Source organism: Brevibacterium sp. CBA3109 (assembly GCF_040256645.1).
In the GTDB taxonomy this organism is placed as follows: domain Bacteria; phylum Actinomycetota; class Actinomycetes; order Actinomycetales; family Brevibacteriaceae; genus Brevibacterium; species Brevibacterium koreense.
Genome location: NZ_CP158281.1, coordinates 775,682 through 796,658 on the forward strand (window position 1 = coordinate 775,682; position 20,977 = coordinate 796,658).

21 protein-coding genes, 1 tRNA gene, 1 other RNA gene and 1 pseudogene are annotated in these 20,977 nt (G+C 64.4%); 13 read left to right on the plus strand and 11 right to left on the minus strand.

Annotation, left to right across the window (positions count from 1 at the left end):
• Positions 1-55 precede the first annotated feature (55 nt).
• Complete coding sequence (locus tag AAFP32_RS03480) at positions 56-2,599, plus strand: ATP-dependent Clp protease ATP-binding subunit (RefSeq protein WP_350270662.1); 2,544 nt, start codon at positions 56-58, stop codon at positions 2,597-2,599.
• An 84-nt stretch (positions 2,600-2,683) separates the two neighbouring features.
• On the opposite strand, the gene AAFP32_RS03485 is transcribed toward AAFP32_RS03480, so the two are convergent.
• A complete protein-coding gene (locus AAFP32_RS03485; protein WP_009883201.1) occupies positions 2,684-3,496 on the minus strand; it encodes a YidC/Oxa1 family membrane protein insertase in 813 nt (270 codons plus the stop codon).
• A gap of 191 nt (positions 3,497-3,687) precedes the next feature.
• Positions 3,688-3,975 (minus strand): hypothetical protein, encoded by a 288-nt coding sequence (locus tag AAFP32_RS03490; RefSeq protein WP_226823736.1) that lies wholly within the window; start codon positions 3,973-3,975, stop codon positions 3,688-3,690.
• 182 nt (positions 3,976-4,157) lie between these two features.
• On the opposite strand from AAFP32_RS03490, the gene AAFP32_RS03495 reads away from it, so the two are divergent.
• The 5 genes from AAFP32_RS03495 (at position 4,158) to AAFP32_RS03515 (ending at position 7,965) form a co-directional block, all read left to right on the plus strand.
• Positions 4,158-4,817 (plus strand): ClpP family protease, encoded by a 660-nt coding sequence (locus AAFP32_RS03495; protein WP_009883199.1) that lies wholly within the window; start codon positions 4,158-4,160, stop codon positions 4,815-4,817.
• The gene (locus tag AAFP32_RS03500) at positions 4,814-5,395 is read left to right on the plus strand and encodes a ClpP family protease (RefSeq protein WP_069599611.1); all 582 of its coding nucleotides are present in this window, start codon (positions 4,814-4,816) and stop codon (positions 5,393-5,395) included. The genes AAFP32_RS03495 and AAFP32_RS03500 overlap by 4 nt, the downstream gene beginning before the upstream one ends.
• A gap of 92 nt (positions 5,396-5,487) precedes the next feature.
• Complete coding sequence (locus AAFP32_RS03505) at positions 5,488-6,888, plus strand: sensor histidine kinase (RefSeq protein WP_350270663.1); 1,401 nt, start codon at positions 5,488-5,490, stop codon at positions 6,886-6,888.
• Complete coding sequence (locus tag AAFP32_RS03510; protein ID WP_350270664.1) at positions 6,885-7,559, plus strand: response regulator transcription factor; 675 nt, start codon at positions 6,885-6,887, stop codon at positions 7,557-7,559. Before AAFP32_RS03505 ends, AAFP32_RS03510 begins: the two co-directional genes overlap by 4 nt.
• A gap of 118 nt (positions 7,560-7,677) precedes the next feature.
• Entirely contained in the window at positions 7,678-7,965 is a 288-nt protein-coding gene (locus tag AAFP32_RS03515; protein WP_009883195.1) for an SHOCT domain-containing protein, read from the plus strand.
• Between the two features lie 18 nt (positions 7,966-7,983).
• Here the strand turns inward: AAFP32_RS03515 and AAFP32_RS03520 are convergent, their stop codons facing one another.
• On the minus strand, positions 7,984-8,322 hold the full coding sequence (locus tag AAFP32_RS03520) for a helix-turn-helix transcriptional regulator (RefSeq protein ID WP_350270665.1): 339 nt from the start codon (positions 8,320-8,322) through the stop codon (positions 7,984-7,986).
• 193 nt (positions 8,323-8,515) lie between these two features.
• On the opposite strand from AAFP32_RS03520, the gene AAFP32_RS03525 reads away from it, so the two are divergent.
• A complete protein-coding gene (locus AAFP32_RS03525) occupies positions 8,516-9,544 on the plus strand; it encodes an iron-siderophore ABC transporter substrate-binding protein (RefSeq protein ID WP_096168475.1) in 1,029 nt (342 codons plus the stop codon).
• On the opposite strand, the gene AAFP32_RS03530 is transcribed toward AAFP32_RS03525, so the two are convergent.
• Both AAFP32_RS03530 and ffs read right to left on the minus strand, forming a co-directional pair.
• A complete protein-coding gene (locus AAFP32_RS03530) occupies positions 9,534-10,985 on the minus strand; it encodes an Ig-like domain-containing protein (protein WP_350270666.1) in 1,452 nt (483 codons plus the stop codon). The two genes, AAFP32_RS03525 and AAFP32_RS03530, sit on opposite strands and share 11 nt — an antisense overlap.
• 181 nt (positions 10,986-11,166) lie before the next feature.
• An RNA gene (ffs, locus tag AAFP32_RS03535) (signal recognition particle sRNA small type) lies at positions 11,167-11,262 on the minus strand.
• Between the two features lie 161 nt (positions 11,263-11,423).
• Here ffs and AAFP32_RS03540 point away from each other — a divergent pair.
• Together AAFP32_RS03540 and AAFP32_RS03545 are read left to right on the plus strand one after the other, a co-directional pair.
• Positions 11,424-11,511 (plus strand) — tRNA-Ser (locus tag AAFP32_RS03540).
• Between the two features lie 379 nt (positions 11,512-11,890).
• Positions 11,891-12,331, plus strand: a pseudogene (locus AAFP32_RS03545) (LLM class flavin-dependent oxidoreductase); the annotation flags it as partial.
• Between the two features lie 19 nt (positions 12,332-12,350).
• On the opposite strand, the gene AAFP32_RS03550 reads toward AAFP32_RS03545, so the two are convergent.
• The 3 genes from AAFP32_RS03550 to AAFP32_RS03560 form a co-directional block, all read right to left on the minus strand.
• Positions 12,351-13,925 (minus strand): SpoIID/LytB domain-containing protein, encoded by a 1,575-nt coding sequence (locus AAFP32_RS03550; RefSeq protein WP_350270667.1) that lies wholly within the window; start codon positions 13,923-13,925, stop codon positions 12,351-12,353.
• Positions 13,926-14,049: 124 nt separating this feature from the next.
• Positions 14,050-14,583, minus strand: a complete 534-nt coding sequence (locus AAFP32_RS03555) for a type 1 glutamine amidotransferase domain-containing protein (protein WP_009883189.1) — start codon at positions 14,581-14,583, stop codon at positions 14,050-14,052.
• A 238-nt stretch (positions 14,584-14,821) separates the two neighbouring features.
• Entirely contained in the window at positions 14,822-15,523 is a 702-nt protein-coding gene (locus AAFP32_RS03560) for a hypothetical protein (RefSeq protein ID WP_350270668.1), read from the minus strand.
• Positions 15,524-15,798: 275 nt separating this feature from the next.
• On the opposite strand from AAFP32_RS03560, the gene AAFP32_RS03565 reads away from it, so the two are divergent.
• The 4 genes from AAFP32_RS03565 to AAFP32_RS03580 are packed head-to-tail and all read left to right on the plus strand — an operon-like array spanning position 15,799 to position 18,090.
• Positions 15,799-16,206, plus strand: a complete 408-nt coding sequence (locus AAFP32_RS03565; RefSeq protein ID WP_009883187.1) for a YciI family protein — start codon at positions 15,799-15,801, stop codon at positions 16,204-16,206.
• A 24-nt stretch (positions 16,207-16,230) separates the two neighbouring features.
• Positions 16,231-16,656: a sigma factor gene (locus AAFP32_RS03570; protein WP_350270669.1), complete on the plus strand. Its 426-nt coding sequence runs from the start codon at positions 16,231-16,233 to the stop codon at positions 16,654-16,656.
• Positions 16,657-16,689: 33 nt separating this feature from the next.
• Positions 16,690-17,415, plus strand: coding sequence for a DUF6596 domain-containing protein (locus AAFP32_RS03575; protein ID WP_350270670.1), 726 nt, complete (start codon positions 16,690-16,692; stop codon positions 17,413-17,415).
• 9 nt (positions 17,416-17,424) lie between these two features.
• Positions 17,425-18,090, plus strand: coding sequence for a DNA alkylation repair protein (locus AAFP32_RS03580; RefSeq protein ID WP_350270671.1), 666 nt, complete (start codon positions 17,425-17,427; stop codon positions 18,088-18,090).
• A gap of 28 nt (positions 18,091-18,118) precedes the next feature.
• Here AAFP32_RS03580 and AAFP32_RS03585 read toward each other — a convergent pair whose 3' ends face one another.
• Genes AAFP32_RS03585 through AAFP32_RS03595 form a run of 3 tightly spaced genes read right to left on the minus strand, consistent with a single transcriptional unit; the run spans position 18,119 to position 20,966 of the window.
• Positions 18,119-18,922: an ABC transporter ATP-binding protein gene (locus tag AAFP32_RS03585; RefSeq protein WP_350270672.1), complete on the minus strand. Its 804-nt coding sequence runs from the start codon at positions 18,920-18,922 to the stop codon at positions 18,119-18,121.
• Positions 18,919-20,004: a FecCD family ABC transporter permease gene (locus AAFP32_RS03590; RefSeq protein ID WP_069599617.1), complete on the minus strand. Its 1,086-nt coding sequence runs from the start codon at positions 20,002-20,004 to the stop codon at positions 18,919-18,921. The genes AAFP32_RS03585 and AAFP32_RS03590 overlap by 4 nt, the downstream gene beginning before the upstream one ends.
• Positions 20,001-20,966, minus strand: coding sequence for an iron ABC transporter permease (locus AAFP32_RS03595; RefSeq protein WP_350270673.1), 966 nt, complete (start codon positions 20,964-20,966; stop codon positions 20,001-20,003). The genes AAFP32_RS03590 and AAFP32_RS03595 overlap by 4 nt, the downstream gene beginning before the upstream one ends.
• Positions 20,967-20,977: the final 11 nt, after the last annotated feature.

Here is a 20,977-nt window from a genome sequence, read left to right on the forward strand (position 1 = left end):
ACCTCCTCCGTCGTTGATTGAGTCGTATAGGCTCAACTTTCGACAGGAGATCAGATTGGCTACGTTCTTCGGATCCGCCGGTTCTGGCGGAGATTCATTCGACGAGTTCCTTGCCCGTTTTCTGCAGGGACAGCAGGGCGCGCGCCAGGGGCGCAGCGTCGACATCAACAAGCTGCTGAGCAAGCGCAGCCACGAGGTCATCGACAACGCCGCTGACTATGCCAGGGAGCACGGTCAGGCGGAGGTCGACGCCCTGCACATTCTGCGCACCATGGCAGAGACCGAGCCCGGCGTCTCGGCGATCCGTCAGGCCGGAGCTGACCCGGAGCAGGTCGCCCGCGCCGTCGAAGACCGTCTGCCCGCGTCCTCAGACACAAAGCCCGAAGGGGCACTGACCCTTACCGGTTCCGGTCAGCGGGCGCTCCTCGACGCCTACCAGGTGGCACGGGCGTTCGGTTCGACCTATGTCGACCCGGAGCACCTGTTCTTCGCCTTCGTGCTCAACCACGAGATGCCAGCCGGTCGCATCCTCGCCCAGGCGGGCGTGACACAGGAACGGCTGCAGGCCGGAGCCGAGGCAGGCGACCCGCAGGGCGGTCCCGGAGCGGGCCAGCCGGAGGAGACCATGCTCGAGCGTTTCGGCACGGACCTCACAGCACTGGCCGCCGACGGTGAACTCGACCCGGTGATCGGACGCGCCGACGAGATCCAAGAGACGATCGAGATCCTGGCTCGCCGCACCAAGAACAACCCGGTGCTGCTCGGTGAGGCCGGCGTCGGCAAGACCGCGATCGCCGAGGGACTGGCTCAGGCCATCCACAGCGGCGAGATCCCAGCACAGCTCTCGGGAAAGCGGGTCGTCGCACTCGACCTGCCGGGCATGCTGGCAGGCACACGCTACCGCGGCGACTTCGAGGAACGCCTGACCGGGACGCTCGACGAAATCGCCGAGGACGGCGAGATGATCGTCTTCGTCGATGAGCTCCACACCCTCGTCGGTGCCGGCGGCAACGGCGAATCCAACTCGATGGACGCCGGCAACATCCTCAAGCCCCGGCTGGCCCGTGGTGATCTGCACCTGTTGGGTGCAACCACGCTCAAGGAATACCGCACGATCGAGAAGGACTCGGCCCTCGAACGTCGGTTCCAGCCGGTGCGCGTGGGGGAGCCGAACATCGAAGATGCCGTGGCAATCCTCGACGGACTCAAGGACCGCTACGCCGAGCACCACAATGTGACCTACACGCCCGAGGCGATTCGCGCGTCGGTCGAGCTCTCCGATCGCTACATCAACGACAGGTTCCTGCCGGACAAGGCGATCGACCTCATCGACCAGGCCGGTGCTCGACTGTCTCTGCGTCGTGGGCCCAAGGTCGACGCCCAGGCCCTGCGCACGGAGATCGAACGACTCGAGACCGAGAAGAACACCGCGATCAGCGAAGAGAACTATGAGCGTGCCGGGGAACTTCGCGACGAGGTCATGAGTCTCGGGGAGAAGCTGCATGCAGCCGAGAACCCGGACGACGGCGCGCAGCGGGCTGAGGCTGACGCCAAGCCGAGCATCGTCGATGCTGACCAGATCGCACAGGTCGTCTCCCGTGCCACCGGAATCCCGGCGGCGAGCATGACCCAGGGTCAGAAGGCCAAGCTGGCCAAGCTCGAAGAGATCCTCCACGGTCGCGTCATCGGTCAGGACAACGCGGTGACGGCAGTGTCGAAGGCCGTGCGCCGGTCCCAGATGGGAATGGGAGATCCGAACCGTCCCATCGGCAGCTTCCTCTTCCTCGGACCCACCGGCGTGGGCAAAACCGAGCTGGCGAAATCTCTGGCCGCGACCCTGTTCGATGACGAGTCGGCGATGATCCGATTCGACATGAGCGAGTTCGGGGAACGCCACACCGTCTCACGCCTGGTGGGTTCGCCTCCCGGCTACGTCGGCTACGACGAAGCGGGACAGCTGACCGAACAGGTTCGGCGCAAGCCGTACTCGGTGATCCTCCTCGACGAGGTCGAGAAGGCTCACCCGGACGCCTTCAACCTGCTGCTCCAGGTCCTCGACGACGGTCGTCTCACCGACGGTCAGGGCCGGACCGTGGACTTCCGGAACACCGTCATCATCATGACGAGCAACCTGGGCTCCGAGTTCATGTCCGGCAGCACCCCGCTGGGCTTCAGCTCCACCGATGCGAAGGTCACCGAGAAGGACCTGAGTGCAAAGGTGATGGGCAAGCTCAAGGAGTTCATGCGTCCCGAGTTCCTCAACCGGATCGACGAGACCGTGATGTTCTCGCGGCTCGATCGTGAGCAGCTGCGCGTCATCGTCCGTCTTCAGCTGGAGCGTTCGGTCGAGCGTCTGGCGCACCAGGGCATCGGCCTGACCGTGTCCGAGGATGCTGTGGAGTGGCTTTCCGATACCGGGTACGAACCCGAGTTCGGTGCCCGTCCGCTGCGCCGCGTGATCCAGCGTGAGCTCGATGACCGCATTGCGGACCTCCTCGTCAACGAGGCAGTGTCCGAAGGCGGAAGGGTCAGCGCCACGGTTGACGACGGAACACTGCGAGTGGTCGCGGAATCACCCGAGGTTCCCGTGGCAGTCTGAGGCAGAGACACCTGTGCAGGGTGATCACCTGCACGGCACGGGGCCGGATCGGAAGCGATGTCTTCCGGTCCGGCCCTGTTTCATTCATGCGGCAGGAACTGCCTCTTCCTGCTCGTGAACCTTGAGGACACGGTTGAGCACGAGGCGCTCTGTCAGGGTCCAGGCTGTCGTCGTCATCAGGTAGAGCGTGGCAGCTAGAGGCACGAACAGTGCGATGACCGCGGTCATGAAGGGCATGAAGCTCAGCACCCTGGTCACGCCTGAGAGGTCCGGCATGGCGGGTCCCTCGGTGGTGGAGTTCTGGCTGCCAGACGCCCGGACGGGCGGGGTCTGCGGCATATCGGGGGTGAGCAGATGCCGCGAGAGGGCAGCGACGACGGCGATGATGATCACGATGACGCCGAAGACTGCGGCCGAGACCACGCTCAGGTTCCCTCCGGTCAGGAGACCCACGAAGCCGGCGTTGAGGGGGACGCCCAGCAGGGAATGGTTGAGAAGGTCATTGGCGTGCCCGCCGATCGTGGATTGGATGAAGATTCCATAGACGGCCATGAGCACCGGCATCTGGGCCAGCACGGGCAGGCAGCCGGCCATCGGGGAGGCCTTTTCCTCCTTGTAGAGCTCCATCATCTTCTGCTGCATAAGCTCGGGGGTCTTCTTGTACCGGGTCTGCAGCTCGGTGATCTTCGGCGCGAGGCGTTTGCGAGTGATGCCGGCTCTGACCTGTGAGAGCCCGACGGGGATGAGCACGGCGCGGACGATGATCGTGAGCACCACGATCGCCAGCGCAGCACTTGCGGTGCCAGCCAATGGTTCGAGCAGAGTCGTCAGCCAGGTGACGACCCAATAGGCGGCGTTGACGAGCAGTTCGATGGGTGGAAATTCGTAGATGTTCATGGTGATGGCCCTCCTGGGCGCTGCCGATGCAGGCAATTCGGCCGTGCAGCGATGAGCAGCAGTGGTGATGTCGTCATGGACGTTCAGCGACCGAACGACGCAGGGCAACACCACAGGCAAGATCCGTTAGGGAAACAGACAGGAGTGGCGTCAGCGACCGTGCTTGAGGAGCACGGAGATCACGTCGTCGGTCAGGCGAAGGAGCGGACGACGAAAGAGGGGGCTCTGGCTTGAGCGGTGCCCGGAGTGCCGGGTTCCTCGGGCATGCGGAATTCGCGAACCTCGGTTCGCTCTCCCCGTCCCCAAAGACCGCGAGGAGACTGAGGAAGAAACCTGAAGAGAGCCCTTGCCAACCACGGTGCGACCGGCGACAGCAGTGCCGCACCGAGCAGCACGAGGACGATCAGATGCATGGACGACTGAGGAATGACCGTATCGGCATCGGCGCTGAGCAGCACCACGATGAACTGAACTGTCATCCACAGATTCAGCATCATTCCGTCTCGGCCTTCCCTTGACACAGTCGGGGTTTCTCGCCCGATTTTATCACGGCAGCACCATCACACCGGGCGCACAGGCACGCCGTCCGCTCACAGCGGCACCCTCCTGCTCAAGGCGGAAAAGACTTCCGACTCGGCACAGCCAGCTCCAGTGTGGAGGCATGAACACACGAATCGCACATCAGAATGCTCACAACCGACCCACCTCACCATCGCCGAGGTTCGCCGACGGTGACGAGTCCACGACGACGACCCGCATCCCCGAGTCCCAGAGAATGCTCTACGCCTACCGTTCGGTGGTCTTCAACGGGGAGCTGCGCGATGAGAACGGCATGGAGATCATCTCGCGACTCATCCTCCTCTCCGCCGAAGACTCCCACAGTGACATCCACCTGTGGATCAACTCACCGGGCGGATCGGTGCCGATGATGCACGCGATCGCCGATGTGATCGAGACTCTGCCCAACGATGTGGTCACGGTGGCGTTCGGGTGGGCCGCCTCGGCGGGGCAGTTCGTGCTCATGATGGGCACCCCCGGCAAACGACTCGCCCTGCCCCACGCCCGGATCCTGCTGCACCAGGGATCATCGGGCATCGGGGGAGCGGCCGCTGACATCGAGCTGCAGTCCGGGGACCTGCGCACCGTCCGGGACACGGTCCTGCATCGCATCGCCGAGGCGACGGGAAAGACCTATGAGCGCGTCTTCGAGGACTCCCTGCGCGATCGGTGGTTCACGGTCGAACAGGCACTGGACTACGGGCTCATCGACCGCATCGTCGAGTCCCCGGCCGATCTGCGCGGCGGGATCGGTGCGCCATGAGCCAGTACACGATTCCGAATGTCGTTGACCGCTCGGGTGGCGGGGAGAAGATCGTCGACGTGTATTCCCACCTGCTGGGCAACCGCATCATCTACCTCGGAGTGCCGATCGATGACGGGGTGGCGAATACGATCATCGCCCAGCTGCTCCACCTCGAGGCGAGCAGCCGAGAACTCCCGATCCAGCTGTACATCAACTCACCGGGCGGATCGCTGACGGCCATGACCGCCATCTACGACGCGATGCACCACATCGGTGCGCCCGTGGCGACCATCTGCGTGGGGCAGGCGGCCGCTGATGCCGCGGTGCTCCTGGCAGCTGGCGAACCCGGTCAGCGTTCGATGCTCGAACACGCTCGAGCGGTGCTGCGCCAACCCCATGCCGAGGGTGCTCGCGGGGCAATCCCCGATCTCATCGTCGCCGCCGACGAGATCGCCCGGCAGCGCCGAGATGTTGAGGCGATGCTGGCGAAGGGCACCGGGCGCAGTGTGGACCAGATCCATGCCGACCTCGACCGGGATCTCGTGCTCAATGCGCAGGCGGCCCGGGACTTCGGCCTCGTCGATCAGATCCTCTGAGTTGCTCCCGGGCCGCGGTACTCCGCGGGAAGTCCGGTCGGATACTCCCGTGGTACGACGTTGAATCCGGTGTCAGTGACTACGATCGGAGGATGAGCCGATCCTGGCGTGCCGCCGCCGAGGCGAGCGATCCCGATGCTGATCGTCGCGTCCGTCGTCGACCTCGGCTGCTCCTGGTTGCCCTGAGCGTCCTGGCCCTGCTCCTGCAGCTGCCCTTCGCCGTGTTCATGGCCACCCACGATGGTGTCGATGCCCTGGCCGGGGGCGTGCGCATCGCCGTGGCCCTGCTGTCCCCGATGATCTTCTTACTCTGTGCACGATGGCCGGGCCCGAGAGTCGCGATCATCGCCGGGCTGACGCTGGTTGACATCGTCGTCTGGGCCGCACTGGCGGGATCCAGCCTGTCCGGTGCGTGGAGCCACGGTCCAAGTAATCGTCCCTGGTCTGGGGAGGGCCCGGGCGGAATGTGGGCGCAGGGGCTCACCGGACCTGAGATGACACCGTTCTATGCGGCGTTCCTCTTCGCTCTCGTCGTGGCCATGGTCCGCGGTCATCAGATCTGGGCCATCGCCTCGGCGGCCGGTGTCTGGTTGGGTGCCCTGCTGCTCGGTCCCTTCCTCGGTGTCGACTGGTCGGTGGGGCGTGTGGCCTCTGCGACGATCGGTCTGCTGATGACCCTGAGCATCGGAGCCTTCGCTCGGCGCAGGCGCGAAGGCAGGAGGCTCGCGGCCGAGGAGGCGCAGGCCCGGCACCAGGAGGTGATTGCGGCCGAAAGGCTGCGCATCGCCAGGGACCTCCACGATGTGCTGGGCCATTCCCTGTCCCAGATCAACGTGCAGGCCGGTGTGGGCGAACACCTCATCGACCGGGACCCCGAGCAGGCCAGACGGGCGCTCGCCGCCATCAAGGAGCTGAGTCGAACGGGACTCAACGAGGTCCGTTCAGTGCTCCACACGATGCGCTCGGATGCTGCCGGCCCAAGCGATCTCGACTCCGACGCGGCCGGCACTGACGCGGCCAGTGCCGGCGCAGGCGCAGCCGAGCCGCTGGCCCCAGTGCCGGGCCTCGACGAGCTGCCGGCACTCATCGCCGCAATGACCGGGCGACCAGCCATCCACCTCGATGACCGGCGCGAGCTCCGAGCCGACGGTACTCGAGAGAATCCCGGCAGTGCCGCGGATGCGGCCGCCTACCGGATCGTGCAGGAGTCGCTGACGAATATGGTCCGCCACGCTGCCGCCAGCCAGGCGAACGTCAGAGTCTTCCGTGAAGGCGAGTTCCTGCACCTCGAGATCAGTGACGATGGCCAGGGAACAGAGAACGCGATGCACGGGCGAGACGAAGGCACCGGAATTATCGGGATGCGGGAGCGGACGAAACTTCTCCACGGAACCTTCGCGATCACCTCGGCGAGCGGGGACGGCACGCACATCAGCGTCCGGCTGCCCTGGACCAGCGGACACGGACGAACAGATCGGCAGGCTCAGGCATGAACGATATCTCGGTGGCGATTGCCGATGATCACCAGCTGGTTCGCGCCGGCTTCGCTTCGCTGTTGGATGCGGAACCGGGCATCAGCGTGAGTGTGCAGGCCTCCGGCGGGGAAGAGCTGTTGGAGAAACTGGCAGCGAGGCCGGTCGACGTCGTGCTCATGGACATTCGGATGCCCGACGGTGACGGACTGTGGGCCACCGAGGCGATCGCAGCCGATCCCGACCTCGGGCACGTTCGGGTGGTGCTGGTGACGACCTTCGGCCTCGACGAGTACATCGTGCGCGCGGTCAGGGCGGGTGCCAGCGGATTCCTGCTCAAGGACACCGAACCGGTCGACCTGATCCGAGCGGTGCGCGTCGTCGCCGAGGGGGAGGCGCTGCTCTCACCGGAGGTGACCCGATACCTCCTGTCGAGGATGTCCCTGGGACTGCGGGCGGAGCCGGCGAAGCATCTCGACGTGCTGACACAACGTGAACGAGAGGTGCTCGCCCTCGTCGGGCAGGGACTGTCGAACGACGAGATCGCGGCGCAGCTGGTGCTCTCACCGCTGACGGCGAAGACCCATGTCTCGCGCATCATGAGCAAGGTCGCCGCACGCGACAGGGTCCACCTCGTCGTGCTCGCCTATGAGTCCGGGCTGGTCTCCCCGGGCTGGCTGCGCGAACAGTAGGAGCTCATCCTCAGCGAGTACCCGAAGTGACTCCCAGCGGGGGATTCGCCGAGGCGGCTGCAGGAGTTGGATTGATGTCATATCCACGAGCGACGTGGATTCCTGACAAGGAGGCATTATGAACATGGAACACGGACCCGCGGCCTGGCCGTTCTTCTTCCTCATCCCGATCTTCTGGGTGCTCATCATCGGACTGGTCGTCACTCTCATCATCACGCTCAATCGGCGTCGTTGGCGCCAAGCCGGGGGACCGCCCTGGGCAGATGGTCAGGGCCGATTCGGGTCGACGAAGAACGCGGAGGCGACACTGTCCGAGCGTTTCGCCCAAGGTGACATCGACGAGGCCGAGTACCGAGGCAGACTCGAGGTTCTCAGGGCCAATCGCCTCGATTCGGGTACAAGCTGAGGCACCCGGCGGGTGTGACTAGGCCACGAGGGACAGCTGCGCCCGTCCGGTGAGCCCGAATGCGGGCACCGTCGCGGGCGCGGCTGTCGGCGTTGAGCCGGCGGCGAGGACGAGCACCTGGGGGAGTGCGAGGCCGAGGACTATGGTGATTGCCTCGATGACCTCCGAAGAGGGATCCTTGAGGCCGCGTTCGACCTCGGACAGGTATTGGGTCGAGACTCCCGAGCGGCGTGAGACCTGAGCCAGGGTCAGGCCCAGCTCGGTGCGGCGCAGCCGCAGCACCCTCCCGAGCATCTCGCGCCACAGCAGCGCCGGAGTCCGGTCGGCGTACGCATCTGTGACGTGAAGTGCATCCATGATGCGATCCTAGGAGGAATCGCCGTCGCTCACGCGGATTTCTGCTCTGAGCAGACGAATACCGGCTGCCCCGTCATGCGCTCGAGGGGGATCAGGACGCGGTCGAGTTGCACCCAGGCCGCGAAGTTAAGTTAGGCTGTCCTTTGTTAAAGTGGAGAGGTCGACCACGACCCTCACAGACGAAAGGGCAGGAATGTCAGCTCATCTCACTCGCCGGGCCATGGCCATAGGCACCATCGTCACACTCGCCTTCAGCGCGAGCGCCTGCAGCCAGGACTCGGCGGATTCTGCGAAGTCAGCCTCCGACGACTTCCAGACCGTCACGATCGAACACGCACTGGGCAAGGCCGTCATCGAGGCAGAACCCAAGCGCGTCGTGACCCTCGGGCAGGGGTCGACCGAGACCGCCATCGCACTGGGCAAGACACCCGTCGGCATGGAGGAGTACGCCTGGGGCAGCGATGACACCGGCTATATGCCGTGGATCCATGAAGCGGTGACCGAGAAGGGCGAGGAGCTGCCGAAGCAGTTCCAGGGAGATACCGAGCTCGATGTCGAAGCCATCGCCGAACTCGAACCAGATGTCATCCTCGCACCATGGTCCGGCGTCACCGCAGATCAGTACAAGCAGCTCGACGCCATCGCACCCACGGTCGCCTACCCCAAGCAGCCATGGACGATCGAATGGGACGAGCAGATCACGACCATCGGCAAGGCCCTGGGGCAGGAGAAGGAATCCGAGGGGCTCGTCGATGACATCAAGACGCAGCTCTCCGAGGCCAAGCGGCCCGAATACGAGGGACTGACGTTCTCCTACATCTACAACGACGGACCGGGCACCCTCGGAGTCTTCTACCCCAACGAGCAGCGAGTGGCGATGGTCTCGGCTCTGGGTCTGACTCCTGACCCCGTCGTCGACGAACTCAAGAAGAACTATGACGCCCCGGGTACGGATTCCGCGCTCATCGGGCTGGAGAACGCGGACAAACTCGACGACTCCGACCTCATCTTCACGTTCTACTCCGATGAGAAGAGCAAGAAGGAGATCAAGGCACAGAGCGTGTACGCGAACATTCCGGCGATCAAGTCCGGCGCGGTCGTCGCGCCCGAAGACCAGCCGTTCGTCACAGCCTCATCGATCATCAACCCGCTCACCGTCCCATGGACGCTCAAGCGCTATGTGCCGATGATCGACAAGGCCGCAGAGAACGTCAAGAAGTAGGCAGCGCGCTCATCTTCTTCCAGTCATCCCACTCATAGACCCAGTCGGAGATGTCGCTGGCTGCGGTCGACAGGGTGGCATTCGAACCGGTGATCTCGACCGGGTCGCCGAAGATCGCCGAGTCGTAGTACTGCTTGGCCCGTTCGGTCGAGAGGTTGATGCAGCCATGGGAGACATTCGCCGACCCCTGAACCCCGGTCGACCAGGGCGCGGCATGGATGAACTCTCCGTTGTTGTGGATGCGCACGGCCCAGCGCACATCGGTTTCGTAGTCCCACTGCTCGGAGGTCATCGTGTAGTCCGAGGCCTTGGACATCACCACATGGGTTCCGTTGTAGGACGGGGACTTCGCAGCACCCAATGAGGCCGGGAAGTTCATGACCTCTTTGCCGTCGCGCGTGACGACCATGCGGTGGGTCTTGGCGTCGGCCTTGACGACCTGCTTGCGGCCGATGTCGAAATCGAGTGTGAGATCGTTCTGGCCGACGGTGTCATCGGTCGTGGGAACGTTCTTCAGCGGCACGTCGACGGAGACCTTCGAGTGCGCGGGCCAGAATTCCTTGGGACGGAAGTGCAGTCGCGACTGCGGGTCATCAGGCAGCCAGGCCCATGAGCCTTCGACTTTGCGCTTCTTCCCATCGTTGTCCGTGACCTTGACCGACAAGCGGTGCTCGACGTCGTCACGGTACTTCTTGGCCACCGTGGATCCGAAGGTGAGGATGATCGGAGCTCCGACGCCCACGGTCTGGTCATCGGAGAGGATCGTGCGCACCGCCATCGGCGAGGCGTCGCCGGCCGAAACCGTGACCGTGGAGGTGAAATCGTGTTCCTCTCCATCCGCCGAGGTGGCTGTGACCGAGAGCTCGTATGTGCTGTCGGCGACGAGGTCGTAGGCAGACATCCAGGCCGCGGCGTCGTCGGGGGCGGTGATCGCGTCTGAGTCTTCTGAGGCTGATTCGCTTGGAGTCGAAGATCCCGCCTTCGCGTCTTCGGTGCTGTCTGCTGCTTCGAGTTCGCTCCCGGCGGTGTCGAAGAAGACTCCGGGATCGGTCTTGATGCGCGGGTGGTCGGATTCGGTGATGGAGATGTCGCTCAGCGCCGCGTTCTCGACGCTGAGGCTGATGCGCTCGCCGGGGGCAGCTGTTGTCTCTGCACCGGGTTCGACCACTTCGCCGGTCTGCTGGGGAGCAGAAGTCTGTGTGCTGGTGGGCGTAGCCGAGGCGGTGGAGTTCGAAGCCTTCGCCGACAAGCCCTGTTCCGTCGCCTGGGCTGCCTCGGCTTCGGAGACGCTCCCTATTCGGAACACCGGCTCGGCTGCGGCCTCGGCCGTCTTCGCACCATCGCGAGTCGCGTCGGGGTCAGAGTCTGCCGGGGTGCAGGCCGTGAGCAGAGCGAGTGCTGAAAGGGCAGCAACCGCCCCGTGAATCTTCTTGGGTGACAAAACAGGGATCCTCGTTCGAGCAAAGGGATGAGAGCTACAGACCATGCTAGTGAAGCCAAATCACGAAAGTATTAAAGCAGTGGCTGAATTCCTCGGGAAAAGGCCATTTATCGTCGTTGAAATGGGCCCTGACCTGGACTGACATAGGGGAGGGGGAGTTGTGGAATTGTAACCTTGAGAATCGAAGGACTCCCCGTGCACCCGCCAGAGCTCGCTTACCCTTGCTGCCTTCCGGCCCTGGGGGAGTTCACAAGATGACGCCGCACGGGGAGCCATCGATCAGTGTAGTCGAGAGCATCCTCGAGGCACAAAACGAGGTCCGAAGCCAGGTCCGGTGCGGCAGGGACTGGAGGGGATTCTATCTGCGATTAGTGTGATGGTTCACACTTGGCCATCTTGATTTCGCATTGTCGACACGACTCATATAGGCTGGCTCGCGGAGGATTCGCCTAGTGGCCTATGGCGCTCGCCTGGAACGCGGGTTGGGTTAACGCCCTCAGGGGTTCGAATCCCCTATCCTCCGCCACGGGAGTCCCGGTCTCGCAGTTTCTGCGGGCCGGGACTTCGTCGATTCACCCGGTTTCGAGCCGAGCGCGGGCCTCGCAGTCGCCTTTCGGGCATCCCTCACCGTTCGTGGCAATCCGGATTGGCCGTGGCATTTCCTACTGGTGCCTCCGCATCCCTCACCATTCGCAGCACTACGCACCGGTGCAACGGGGTGGTGCGCCGGTGAGGGTGAGGGATGCTGAGTGGGCCGCAGCGCAGGACCGCTGCCCGAGGCGCAAATCGCATGACGCCCCGTGGCGGAATGCCTCATTGTGACGGTGCGCGGCGGCCCGCGAAATCTGCTCGCCGTGTGTGGTCTGTGTCTCAGTAATCTGGCACAGCTCGCCCGCACACAGCACTCGGAGGTGGCCCGCGCCCACAATCGGAAAGTCCGTTTCGGACTCAACGGGTTCGTGATCGTCCGCGACACCGAAGCCGAAGCCTGCGACCAGCTGTGCGAGATCATCGCACACGCCGACGCCGAGGCGGTCGAAGAATTCCGCGAGTCCGTGCAGACCGCCGGAGCCGCGACCTCGGATAAGAAAGGCATGTGGGCGGATTCGAGCTTCGAAGACCTCGTGCAGTACAACGACGGCTTCCGTACCCAGCTCATCGGAACCCCCGAACAGGTCGCCGACCGCATCATCGAATACAAGAAGATCGGCGTCGACCTCACCCTCACCGGCTTCCTCCACTTCCAGGAGGAACTTGAAGCGTTCGGCAAGACCGTCATCCCGATCGTGCGCGAGAAGGAAGCCGAACTCGTCAACAGGGGACTGCTCACCCCTGCCGGAGTCTGAGTCAGCCAGTCGGTTTCCCTCAGGCCACGCTGAATGACGCGGACTTGAGCTTCAGCTTCGTTCGCAGCTGATCGCCGGTGAGGCTCGCGGTCTTCCCCTTCACCGAGGTGGCTTTCACCGTCTTCACCAGACCTGAGCCGGTCTTCGCCACCGCCACAGACCGGACGTCTGCCAGCCCGAAGGCCCGTGCCATGTCGGACTGCTTGGCCGTCACCGACCACGAGGCGTTCGGGTTCTGCGCAGAGGCATACTTCGACGGAGAGTCATCGACCGAGACCAGGTACGGCACGGCCGACCCCCACACCTCGGCAGTCGAATGCGTCTTTGACCCGGCCGACGACGAGTAGACAGCATCGATGAGCCCGCCCTTGTAGGTGATGAGGCGCGCCGACCTCACCGTCGACCCGCTCGTGGTCTGTGTCGCGGCCACGGCCTTGCGCCATGGACCGGAATCGCCTGCATTCTCATGAGTCCACCCGAGGAAACGCTGCGAGGCCACCTCGTCATAGACGTTGCACCCGCAGGCCGGCTTCACCGCACCGAGATTGCGGTAGGCGTAGGTGCGCGAAGCGATGGCCTGACTGCGCAGGACCTCGGACTGCCACGACGCCGGCATCTCGGCGATGCCCGGCAGATATTCCTTGTTGAGACCCACCACGTTTATGACGTTGAGCGAGCTCTTCAGCTGACCGATCTCGAGCCGTCCGTGTCGGTAGGTGCCGGTCGCCCCGTTCTGGGCACCGCTGACCGACACCGTCGTCGCCGACGAACTCTTCCAATATCGGGTGCCCTGCCATTCGAGGGTGAGCTTCGACCCCGAATAGCTCTTCGACCCGACGGTCGCCTTGACCGAACCGGATGACGTCCGTTCGATCGTGACCTTCGAGCCCGATTCGATGGTCTTCGACCCGACCTTGACCCGCAGACGGCCGGACCGCGGAGTGACCGTCACGGACTTCTTACCGGTCAGCAGCTGCACCTTGAGACTGGCGTCGGCGTTCTTCGACATCGTCGTGACCTTGGCACCCGTGTAGTAGTGTTGCAGGATCTGCGTCGACGACTTTCCGGCTGTCGCCATTCCGCGCGCTCCGTACTGGCTCATCCCGACCCCATGGCCGAACCCCGACCCCTTGATCGTGAACGACGACGGCGCTTTCGTCAGCGTCACCTTCGCCCCGGATTTCGCCGTCCACACGATCATGCCGTTCTGGAACTTCTGCCGGGTCTCCGAACCTGAGCGGTATTCGTTGCTCGTCGGATAGCCGAGCGGACCGCGTTCCCACCCGGACTTCTTCCATGCTGTGCGGATCGCGCCCAGAGTCGCATGGACGCCGGTGGCCTTCGTCCAATGGATGCTGCCGTGCTTGAACGACTGATAGCAGCCCTTCTGGATCAGCGTGCACCGCTGTGGGCCGACCGCTGGGCCGAGCTTGCCGGAAGTCCCACCGAGCGATTTGTGCATCGTTCCGATCGCACCCGAAGTCGCATAGGCAGCATGTGCCGGAGGCTGTGTGGAGCAGAGAACGAGAAGGAACCCGATGAGCAGTGCCGCGAGGGTAGGAGTCGTCGCCTTGACGGACGGGGAAGCTGGCATGAGTAGATCACAAGCGCGGCTGTCAAGACCCCAGGTGACGAACAGACGAACTCCCCGGAACGATCGTTCCGGGGAGTTCTTCGCCGAGGTGGTTCCGCCTCGGCGAAAGAGGCATCGTTCCAGGTCAGCTGAACTTATCAGCGATTGCCTTGTTGAAGGCGTCGAGGTCGTCGGGGCTGCGGGAGGTAATGAGGTTGCCGTCGACGACCACCTCGGTGTCGGCCCAGTCGGCTCCGGCGTTGATGAGGTCGGTCTTCGTCGAGATGAAGGACGTCAGCTTCCGTCCCTTGGCCACTCCCGCCTCGGCGAGGATCCACGGAGCATGGCAGATGGCCGCGACCGGTTTGTCGGCGGCGAAGAACGCCTTGACGAGGTTGACGGCGTCCTCATTCAGACGCAGGGCATCGGAGTTGAGGGTGCCGCCGGGCAGGACGAGGGCGTCGAAGTCATCGACCGAGGCCTCGGCGACGGGAACGTCGACGTCGAAGGTCTTCGCGTGCTCCCAATCGCCTTCCATCGCCTGCAGAGTCCCCTCTGAGGGGGAGACGATGACGGTCGTCGCTCCGGCCTCGTCGAGGGCTGTGCGGGGGCTGGTCAGTTCGACCTGCTCGACGCCGCTGGTGAGGAGGAATGCGATCTTCTTGTCAGAGAGTGCCATGATGGTGCTCCTTGTCGGTTGTGATTGGTGAGATTGTCGAATCTGACATGGGCTCGGCTGGCCGAAACCTCGAGGCCGACGTGCAGCTGGGTCGACGCCCACATTGGACACAACAACGGAAAGTGCAGAGTTGTTCCAGATCGCGACGAACGGATTCCCCTGGTCGGGATGACCAGGGGAATGCGATTCGGGGATGCGAGACGCTCGAGGGGTACGTTTCGCGGGCTCGGCGGACGGCTCAGATGTTCGGGAACTCGAGGCTGTAGCCGATGCCGGACTGCGACGCCGAGGTGATCTTCACAGTGCCGTAGTGATTCTTGCCGGCAGTGGTGACGGTGCAGTTCTGCGATCCGCTGTGGGAGAAGATCCGCAGGTCGGAATAGCAGTCGACGGTGTCGACCGTGGTGCCCTGCTTGGCGTAGGCGTTCTTGATGTCCGCCTCGAGAACGTCGGCGGGGATCTTGCCGTTGCCGTCGGCGTCGAGTTCGACTCCGTCTTCGCCGATCCGCGGGCCCTGGTAGCCGTTGTCGGTCGTGCCGCTCGACGACGATGATCCGCTCGAGGTGGAGTCGCTCGAGGACGACGATCCGGTCGACGACGAGCCGTTCGAGGTGGAGGAGCCACTCGCCGAGGAGGCGCTGGACGAATCGGTGGATCCGCCGCTGCCGGTGGTGCCGTTGTCCGTCGTGCCGCTATCGCTCGTGCCGGACGAACCCGAACCGGCGGAGTCCGAGGTGGAGCCCGAATCCGATGCCGGTTCTTCGGCGGTCGTCTCGGTGTCCTCGGTCTGCTGCGCCTGCTGGCCGTCCTGCTCCTGGCCCTGTTCCTGCCCCTGGCCTTCTGGGCCGAAGGTGATGTTCATATCGCAGGCCGAGAGTGTCAGGGTCGCGGCGAGAGCTCCGGCAACGGTGATGGTTTTGAGAAGTGTCTGTGCCTTCATGATCTGCTCCTGGTCTCGTGTGCAAAAAGCGGTCGGTGTTTCGTACAAGACAAGCCTCTCAGCGCGGAGCCGTGACCTGGGCCGATTCGTGTTCGGATCCGGTGACGCATGTTCCAGGACGGACACATCGGCCTATTCTGGGACTGTGTTCGATGACCGGAGCCGAAGAGAAACGAGAAAACTTCGCCGCCGATGTCGAGAACACGAGTCCGGCTGCGTCCCAGACATGTCAGCGAGCACATCCCGTGCGAGCGGCACGAGACAAGGAGACCATCATGGCCAAGTACCTCATGCTCAAGCACTATCGGATGCCGGAGCAGTATATGGATTACACCCCGATGGATCAGTGGAGTCCCGACGAGGTCGACGCGCATGTGGCGTACATGAACGCCTTCGCCGACAGACTCAAGGACTCCGGCGAATTCGTCGACTCCCAGGCACTCTCGCCCGAGGGCACCTTCGTCCGATCCGGCGGACCGGGCAAGCCTCCGGTCACCGACGGTCCCTTCCCCGAGACGAAGGACCTCATCGCCGGGTGGATGGTCATCGACGTCGAGAACTACGACCGCGCTCTCGAACTCGCCGGTGAGCTGTCCGCCGCACCGGGCAAGGGAGGAGAGCCGATCAACGAATGGCTCGAACTGCGCCCCTTCCTCGACCACGCACCCAGCGTGGACGAATGATCAGGGACGCGAACGGAGTTCGCGATGATCGATCGGGATCCCCTCGCCGAGGCGGAGCTGCGTGAGCTCGTCCCCGCCGTGATCGGCATCCTCGTCAGTCGTGGAGCAGACTTCGCGACCGCCGAGGGCGCCGTTCAGGACGCGCTCATCGAAGCCCTGCGATCGTGGCCGTCCGACCCGCCCCGTGACCGGCGGGGCTGGCTCGTGACGGTGGCATGGCGGAAGTTCCTCGACATCGTGCGATCTGAAGGATCGCGGATGAAACGCGAGGAACGGGTCATGGCCGCCACTCTCGCCGAGCCCGAAACCTCGTCCGAACCCGGGACGGACGGCGTCCCGAACGCCGATGACACCCTCGACCTCTACTTCCTCTGCGCCCATCCCGACCTCAGCCCCGCCTCGGCGGTGGCCCTGACCCTGAGGGCGGTCGGCGGACTGACGACGAAGTAGATCGCCGCAGCCTATATGGTGCCCGAGTCGACGATGGCTCAACGCATCAGCCGAGCCAAATCCACGATCGCAGGGTCCCGGCTCAACCGACCCGGCGGCCTGTCCTCGGTGCTCACCACCCTCTACCTCGTGTTCAACGAAGGGCACTCGGGCGAGGTCGACCTCGCCGCCGAGGCGATCCGACTGACCCGCACGCTTGCGTCGATGATCGACTCCGCCGAGGTGGACGGACTGCTCGCCCTCATGCTCCTCCACCACGCCCGCCGCGATGCCCGCTTCGGCGCCGACGGTCGCCTCATCTCGCTGGCCGATCAGGACCGCACCCTGTGGGATCAACGGCTCATCGTCGAGGGCATCGAGATCCTGCAGGCAGCCCTTGGTCGGGACGAACTCGGCCAGTATCAGGCACAGGCCGCCATCGCGGCACTCCACGCCGATGCGCAGACGGTCGAGGACACCGACTGGGTGCAGGTCGTGGAGTGGTACGACGAAGTCCTCAAGCTGAACGAGAGCCCGATCGCGTCCCTCAACCGTGCCGTTGCGATCGGTGAAGCCGACGGACCGGTGGCCGGACTGGCCGAACTGGGCAGACTCGATGAGACGCTGCCGCGCTACTTCGCCGTCGAGGCCCACCTGCGAGAACGGGCAGGAGAAGACGAGGCGGCGGCGAAGCTCTACGTCGAAGCCGCGGCCAAGGCGAGCAACCTCGCCGAACGCGACCACCTCATGCGTCAGGCAGCTCGCCTGAACTCGCGGTAATCTGAGCGCATGGTCGAAGCGAACGTGGACAGCGTCATGGAGACATTGGCGGCGATGGAGGATCCCAAGGCTCGTGCCGTCAACGAGAAGCACGGTGATGATCACGGTGTGAATCTGAGCAAGCTGCGGGCCGTGGCCAAGGAGCTGAAGAAGAACGACGAGCTCGCCGTCGAACTGTGGAACACCGGCGATACCGCGGCGCGCCTCGTCGCGATCCTCATCATGCGTCCCCGCAGCTATGACGCACAGCATCTCGATGCCATGCTGCGCGAGGCGCGTGTGCCGAAGGTCCACGGCTGGCTGGTCAACTACATCGTCAAGAAGTCGAAGCATGCCGAATCGCTGCGCCTGGACTGGATGGACGACCCTGATCCGATCGTGGCGTCGGCAGGCTGGGCACTGACCAGCGAGCGTGTGAACAAGTCACCCGAGGGCCTTGACCTGTCCGGTCTCCTCGACGAGGCGCAGATGCTCGGCGCCGATGAGCGCCTGCAGTGGGCGATGAACGAAACCCTGTCCTACATCGGCATCGAGAACGAGGACCTGCGGCCACGGGCCATCGACATCGGCAACCGCCTCGGCGTCCTCAAGGACTATCCGACCCCGCCGAACTGCACGTCGCCCTTCGCCCCGACCTGGATCACGGAGATCGTGGCCCGCAGAGCAGGGGCCTGAGTCAGATCAGAAGTCTGACGCACAGGAATCAGCTCAGAGTGCGGTGACGGCCGATCGGGAGCATCAGCGGCTGACCGGAGACAGGATCCTCGATGACCCTGTTCTCGAGACCGAACACGTTGCGGACATTGTCTTCTGTGAGCACCTCGGCGGGAGCCCCGGAGGCATGGATCCCGCCATCGGCGATCATGACGAGCCGATCACAGTACCGTGCGGCCAGATTGAGATCATGCAGGACCATCACGATAGTCACGCCTGAACCCTGGTTGAGTTCGGTGAGCAGATCGAGGACCTCCACCTGATGGTTGACGTCGAGGAAGGTGGTCGGTTCATCGAGCAGGAGGATGTCGGTCTGCTGGGCGAGGGCCATTGCGATCCACACTCGTTGCCGTTGGCCGCCGGAGAGTTCGTCGACGGGACGGTCGGCCAGGTCCGCGGTTCCGGTGGTATCCAGAGCCTGGGCGACAGCGAGATCGTCCTGGGCATTCCATCGTGAGAAGGCCCCCTGGTGGGGATGGCGACCGCGTCCGACGAGATCGGCGACCGTGATGCCCTCGGGAGCGATCGGTGTCTGTGGGAGGAGTCCCAGGGCCCGCGCGAGCTGCTTCGCCGGCATCGTGTGTACCTGTCTGCCGTCGAGGATGACAGTGCCGGATCTGGGCGTCAGCAGTCGGGACATCGATTTGAGCAGCGTGGACTTGCCGCAGGCGTTGGCCCCGACGATGCCCGTGATTTGGCCGGGCGGCAGGGTCAGATCAAGTCCCTTGATGATCTCTGTGTCACCGTAGGCCAGATGCAGGTCCTGGGCGGCAAGCGAATGGTCATTGGTCACAGGGAACCTCCCGAACGATTGATCCTGATGATGAGATAGATGAGGTAGGGGGCACCGAGGATGCCCGTGACGACTCCGACCGGGTAACGGGTGCCGAGGCCGAACTGTCCGACGAGGTCGGCGACGAGCACGAGCAGGGCTCCGACGAGTGCGGCGGGGATGAGCGGCGAGGGTCCCGGCCCGATGAGTCGAGAGGCGATCGGGCCCGAGAGGAAGGCGACGAAGGCGACCGGTCCGGCAGCGGCGGTGGCGAAGGAGATGAGGCCGACAGCGGCGACGATGACGAGAAGCCTGGTCCTCGACACACGCACTCCCAACGCTTCCGCGGTCTCGTCCCCGAGCTGCGTGATGGAGAGGTTCCTCGACTGCCCCAAGAGAATGGGAACCAGCACGATGAGCGCGCACAGCAGCGGCACGACCTTGTCCCAGCTCGCCCCGTTGAGGCTTCCGGCCAGCCACCGCAGCGCCTCCTGCAGATCCCACTGCGCGGCCCGGGTCAGCTCCCAGTTGATGAGCGCATTGAGCATTGAGGAGACGCCGATGCCCACCAGAATCAACCGGATACCGGCCGCGCCATTCCGGTAGGACAACATGTAGATGACCAACGCCACCGCAAGACCGGCGACGATGGCCATGACCGAGACTCCCGTGCTGCCCAGGCCCAGAGTCACGATCGCGAACACAGCCGCGGCCGAAGCTCCAGAGCTGATCCCGATGATGTCGGGGCTGGCCAGGGGATTGCGCAGCATGGTCTGGAACGTCACCCCGCCGAGGCCGAAGCTCAGACCCACGAGGAGCGCGAGAACGGCTCGGGGGAGTCTCAGGCGCCCGACCGTGAAGGTGGCGCCGGGGACCTGATCGCCGCCGATGACGCGAAGGACCTTGTCGAAGGAATAGAAGGTCTGACCGACCATGAGACTGAGCAGGAAAGTAAGCAGCACCAGCCCGCTGAAGATGAGGACGAAGCCGGTCCAACGGGCGGAGCGTCGTCTCCGCAGCTGTGCCACGGCAGCGATCGTCGATGTCGATTCTGCCGTGCTGGTCGGCGCGAGGAGTGGGTTCGCGGGGTTCGGTGGGGTCACAGCGAACGGACCTTCTGTCTGCGGACGATGGCGATAAAGAACGGGGCGCCGATCAGCGCGGCTCCGGTGACTGCCGAGAACGGGATCAGCCAGCGGTGATCGATGCCGATGAGCAGACGGCAGGCATGGGGGATGACGAGCCCGACGAAGCCGATCGGTCCAGCGACGGCGGTGGCTGCCCCGCAGAGGAGGACCGCACCTGCAGCGGAGACCATTCTGGTGGTGCCGACGTGCTGTCCCAGCCCGGCGGCGAGCTCATCGCCGAGGGCCAGGGCATTGAGGCCAGGCGCCGAATAGACGCTGATGAGCAAGCCGACGATGAGGAAGGGAAGGATGAGTGTGACCGAATCGAACGTCACACCCCCGACCCCGCCGATCTGCCAATCGCGTGCCAGATCCGCGATGTCTCCGCGGGGGAGGACCACGGCGCTGATGAACGACGACAGTGCAGCGGCGGTGGCCGCCCCGGCCAGGGCCAGCTTGAGCGGGGTCGCACCCTGCCTCCCGAGTGACCCGACCGCATAGACGAACACCGCGGTGAGAGTGGCGCCGACGATGGCGAACCAGATGTAGCCGTCGGCCGTTGACAGTCCGAAGAAGGCGATGCCGATGACCACGGCCAGGGACGCGCCGGTGTTGACACCGAGGATGCCTGGGTCGGCCAGAGGACTCCTCGTCACGCCCTGCATCACAGCCCCGGAGATGCCCAGAGCCGCTCCCACGCACACGGCGAGCAGGGTCCGCGGAATGCGTTTGGCGACCGCGGCCTGATCGAATCCCGCGGCCGACCCGCCGTAGGCGGCAAGAACGTCGTCGAGGCCGACGTTGCGGGAGCCGATCATCGTGGACAGGATCATGAGGACGGCAACCACTGCAAGAGCGGCCAGCATCCATGCGAGGCGGACATGAGTCGACCGCCGCAGCTTGGCGGCGGTCGACTCGACTGTCGATTGTGACGTCATCGTGTGAAGTG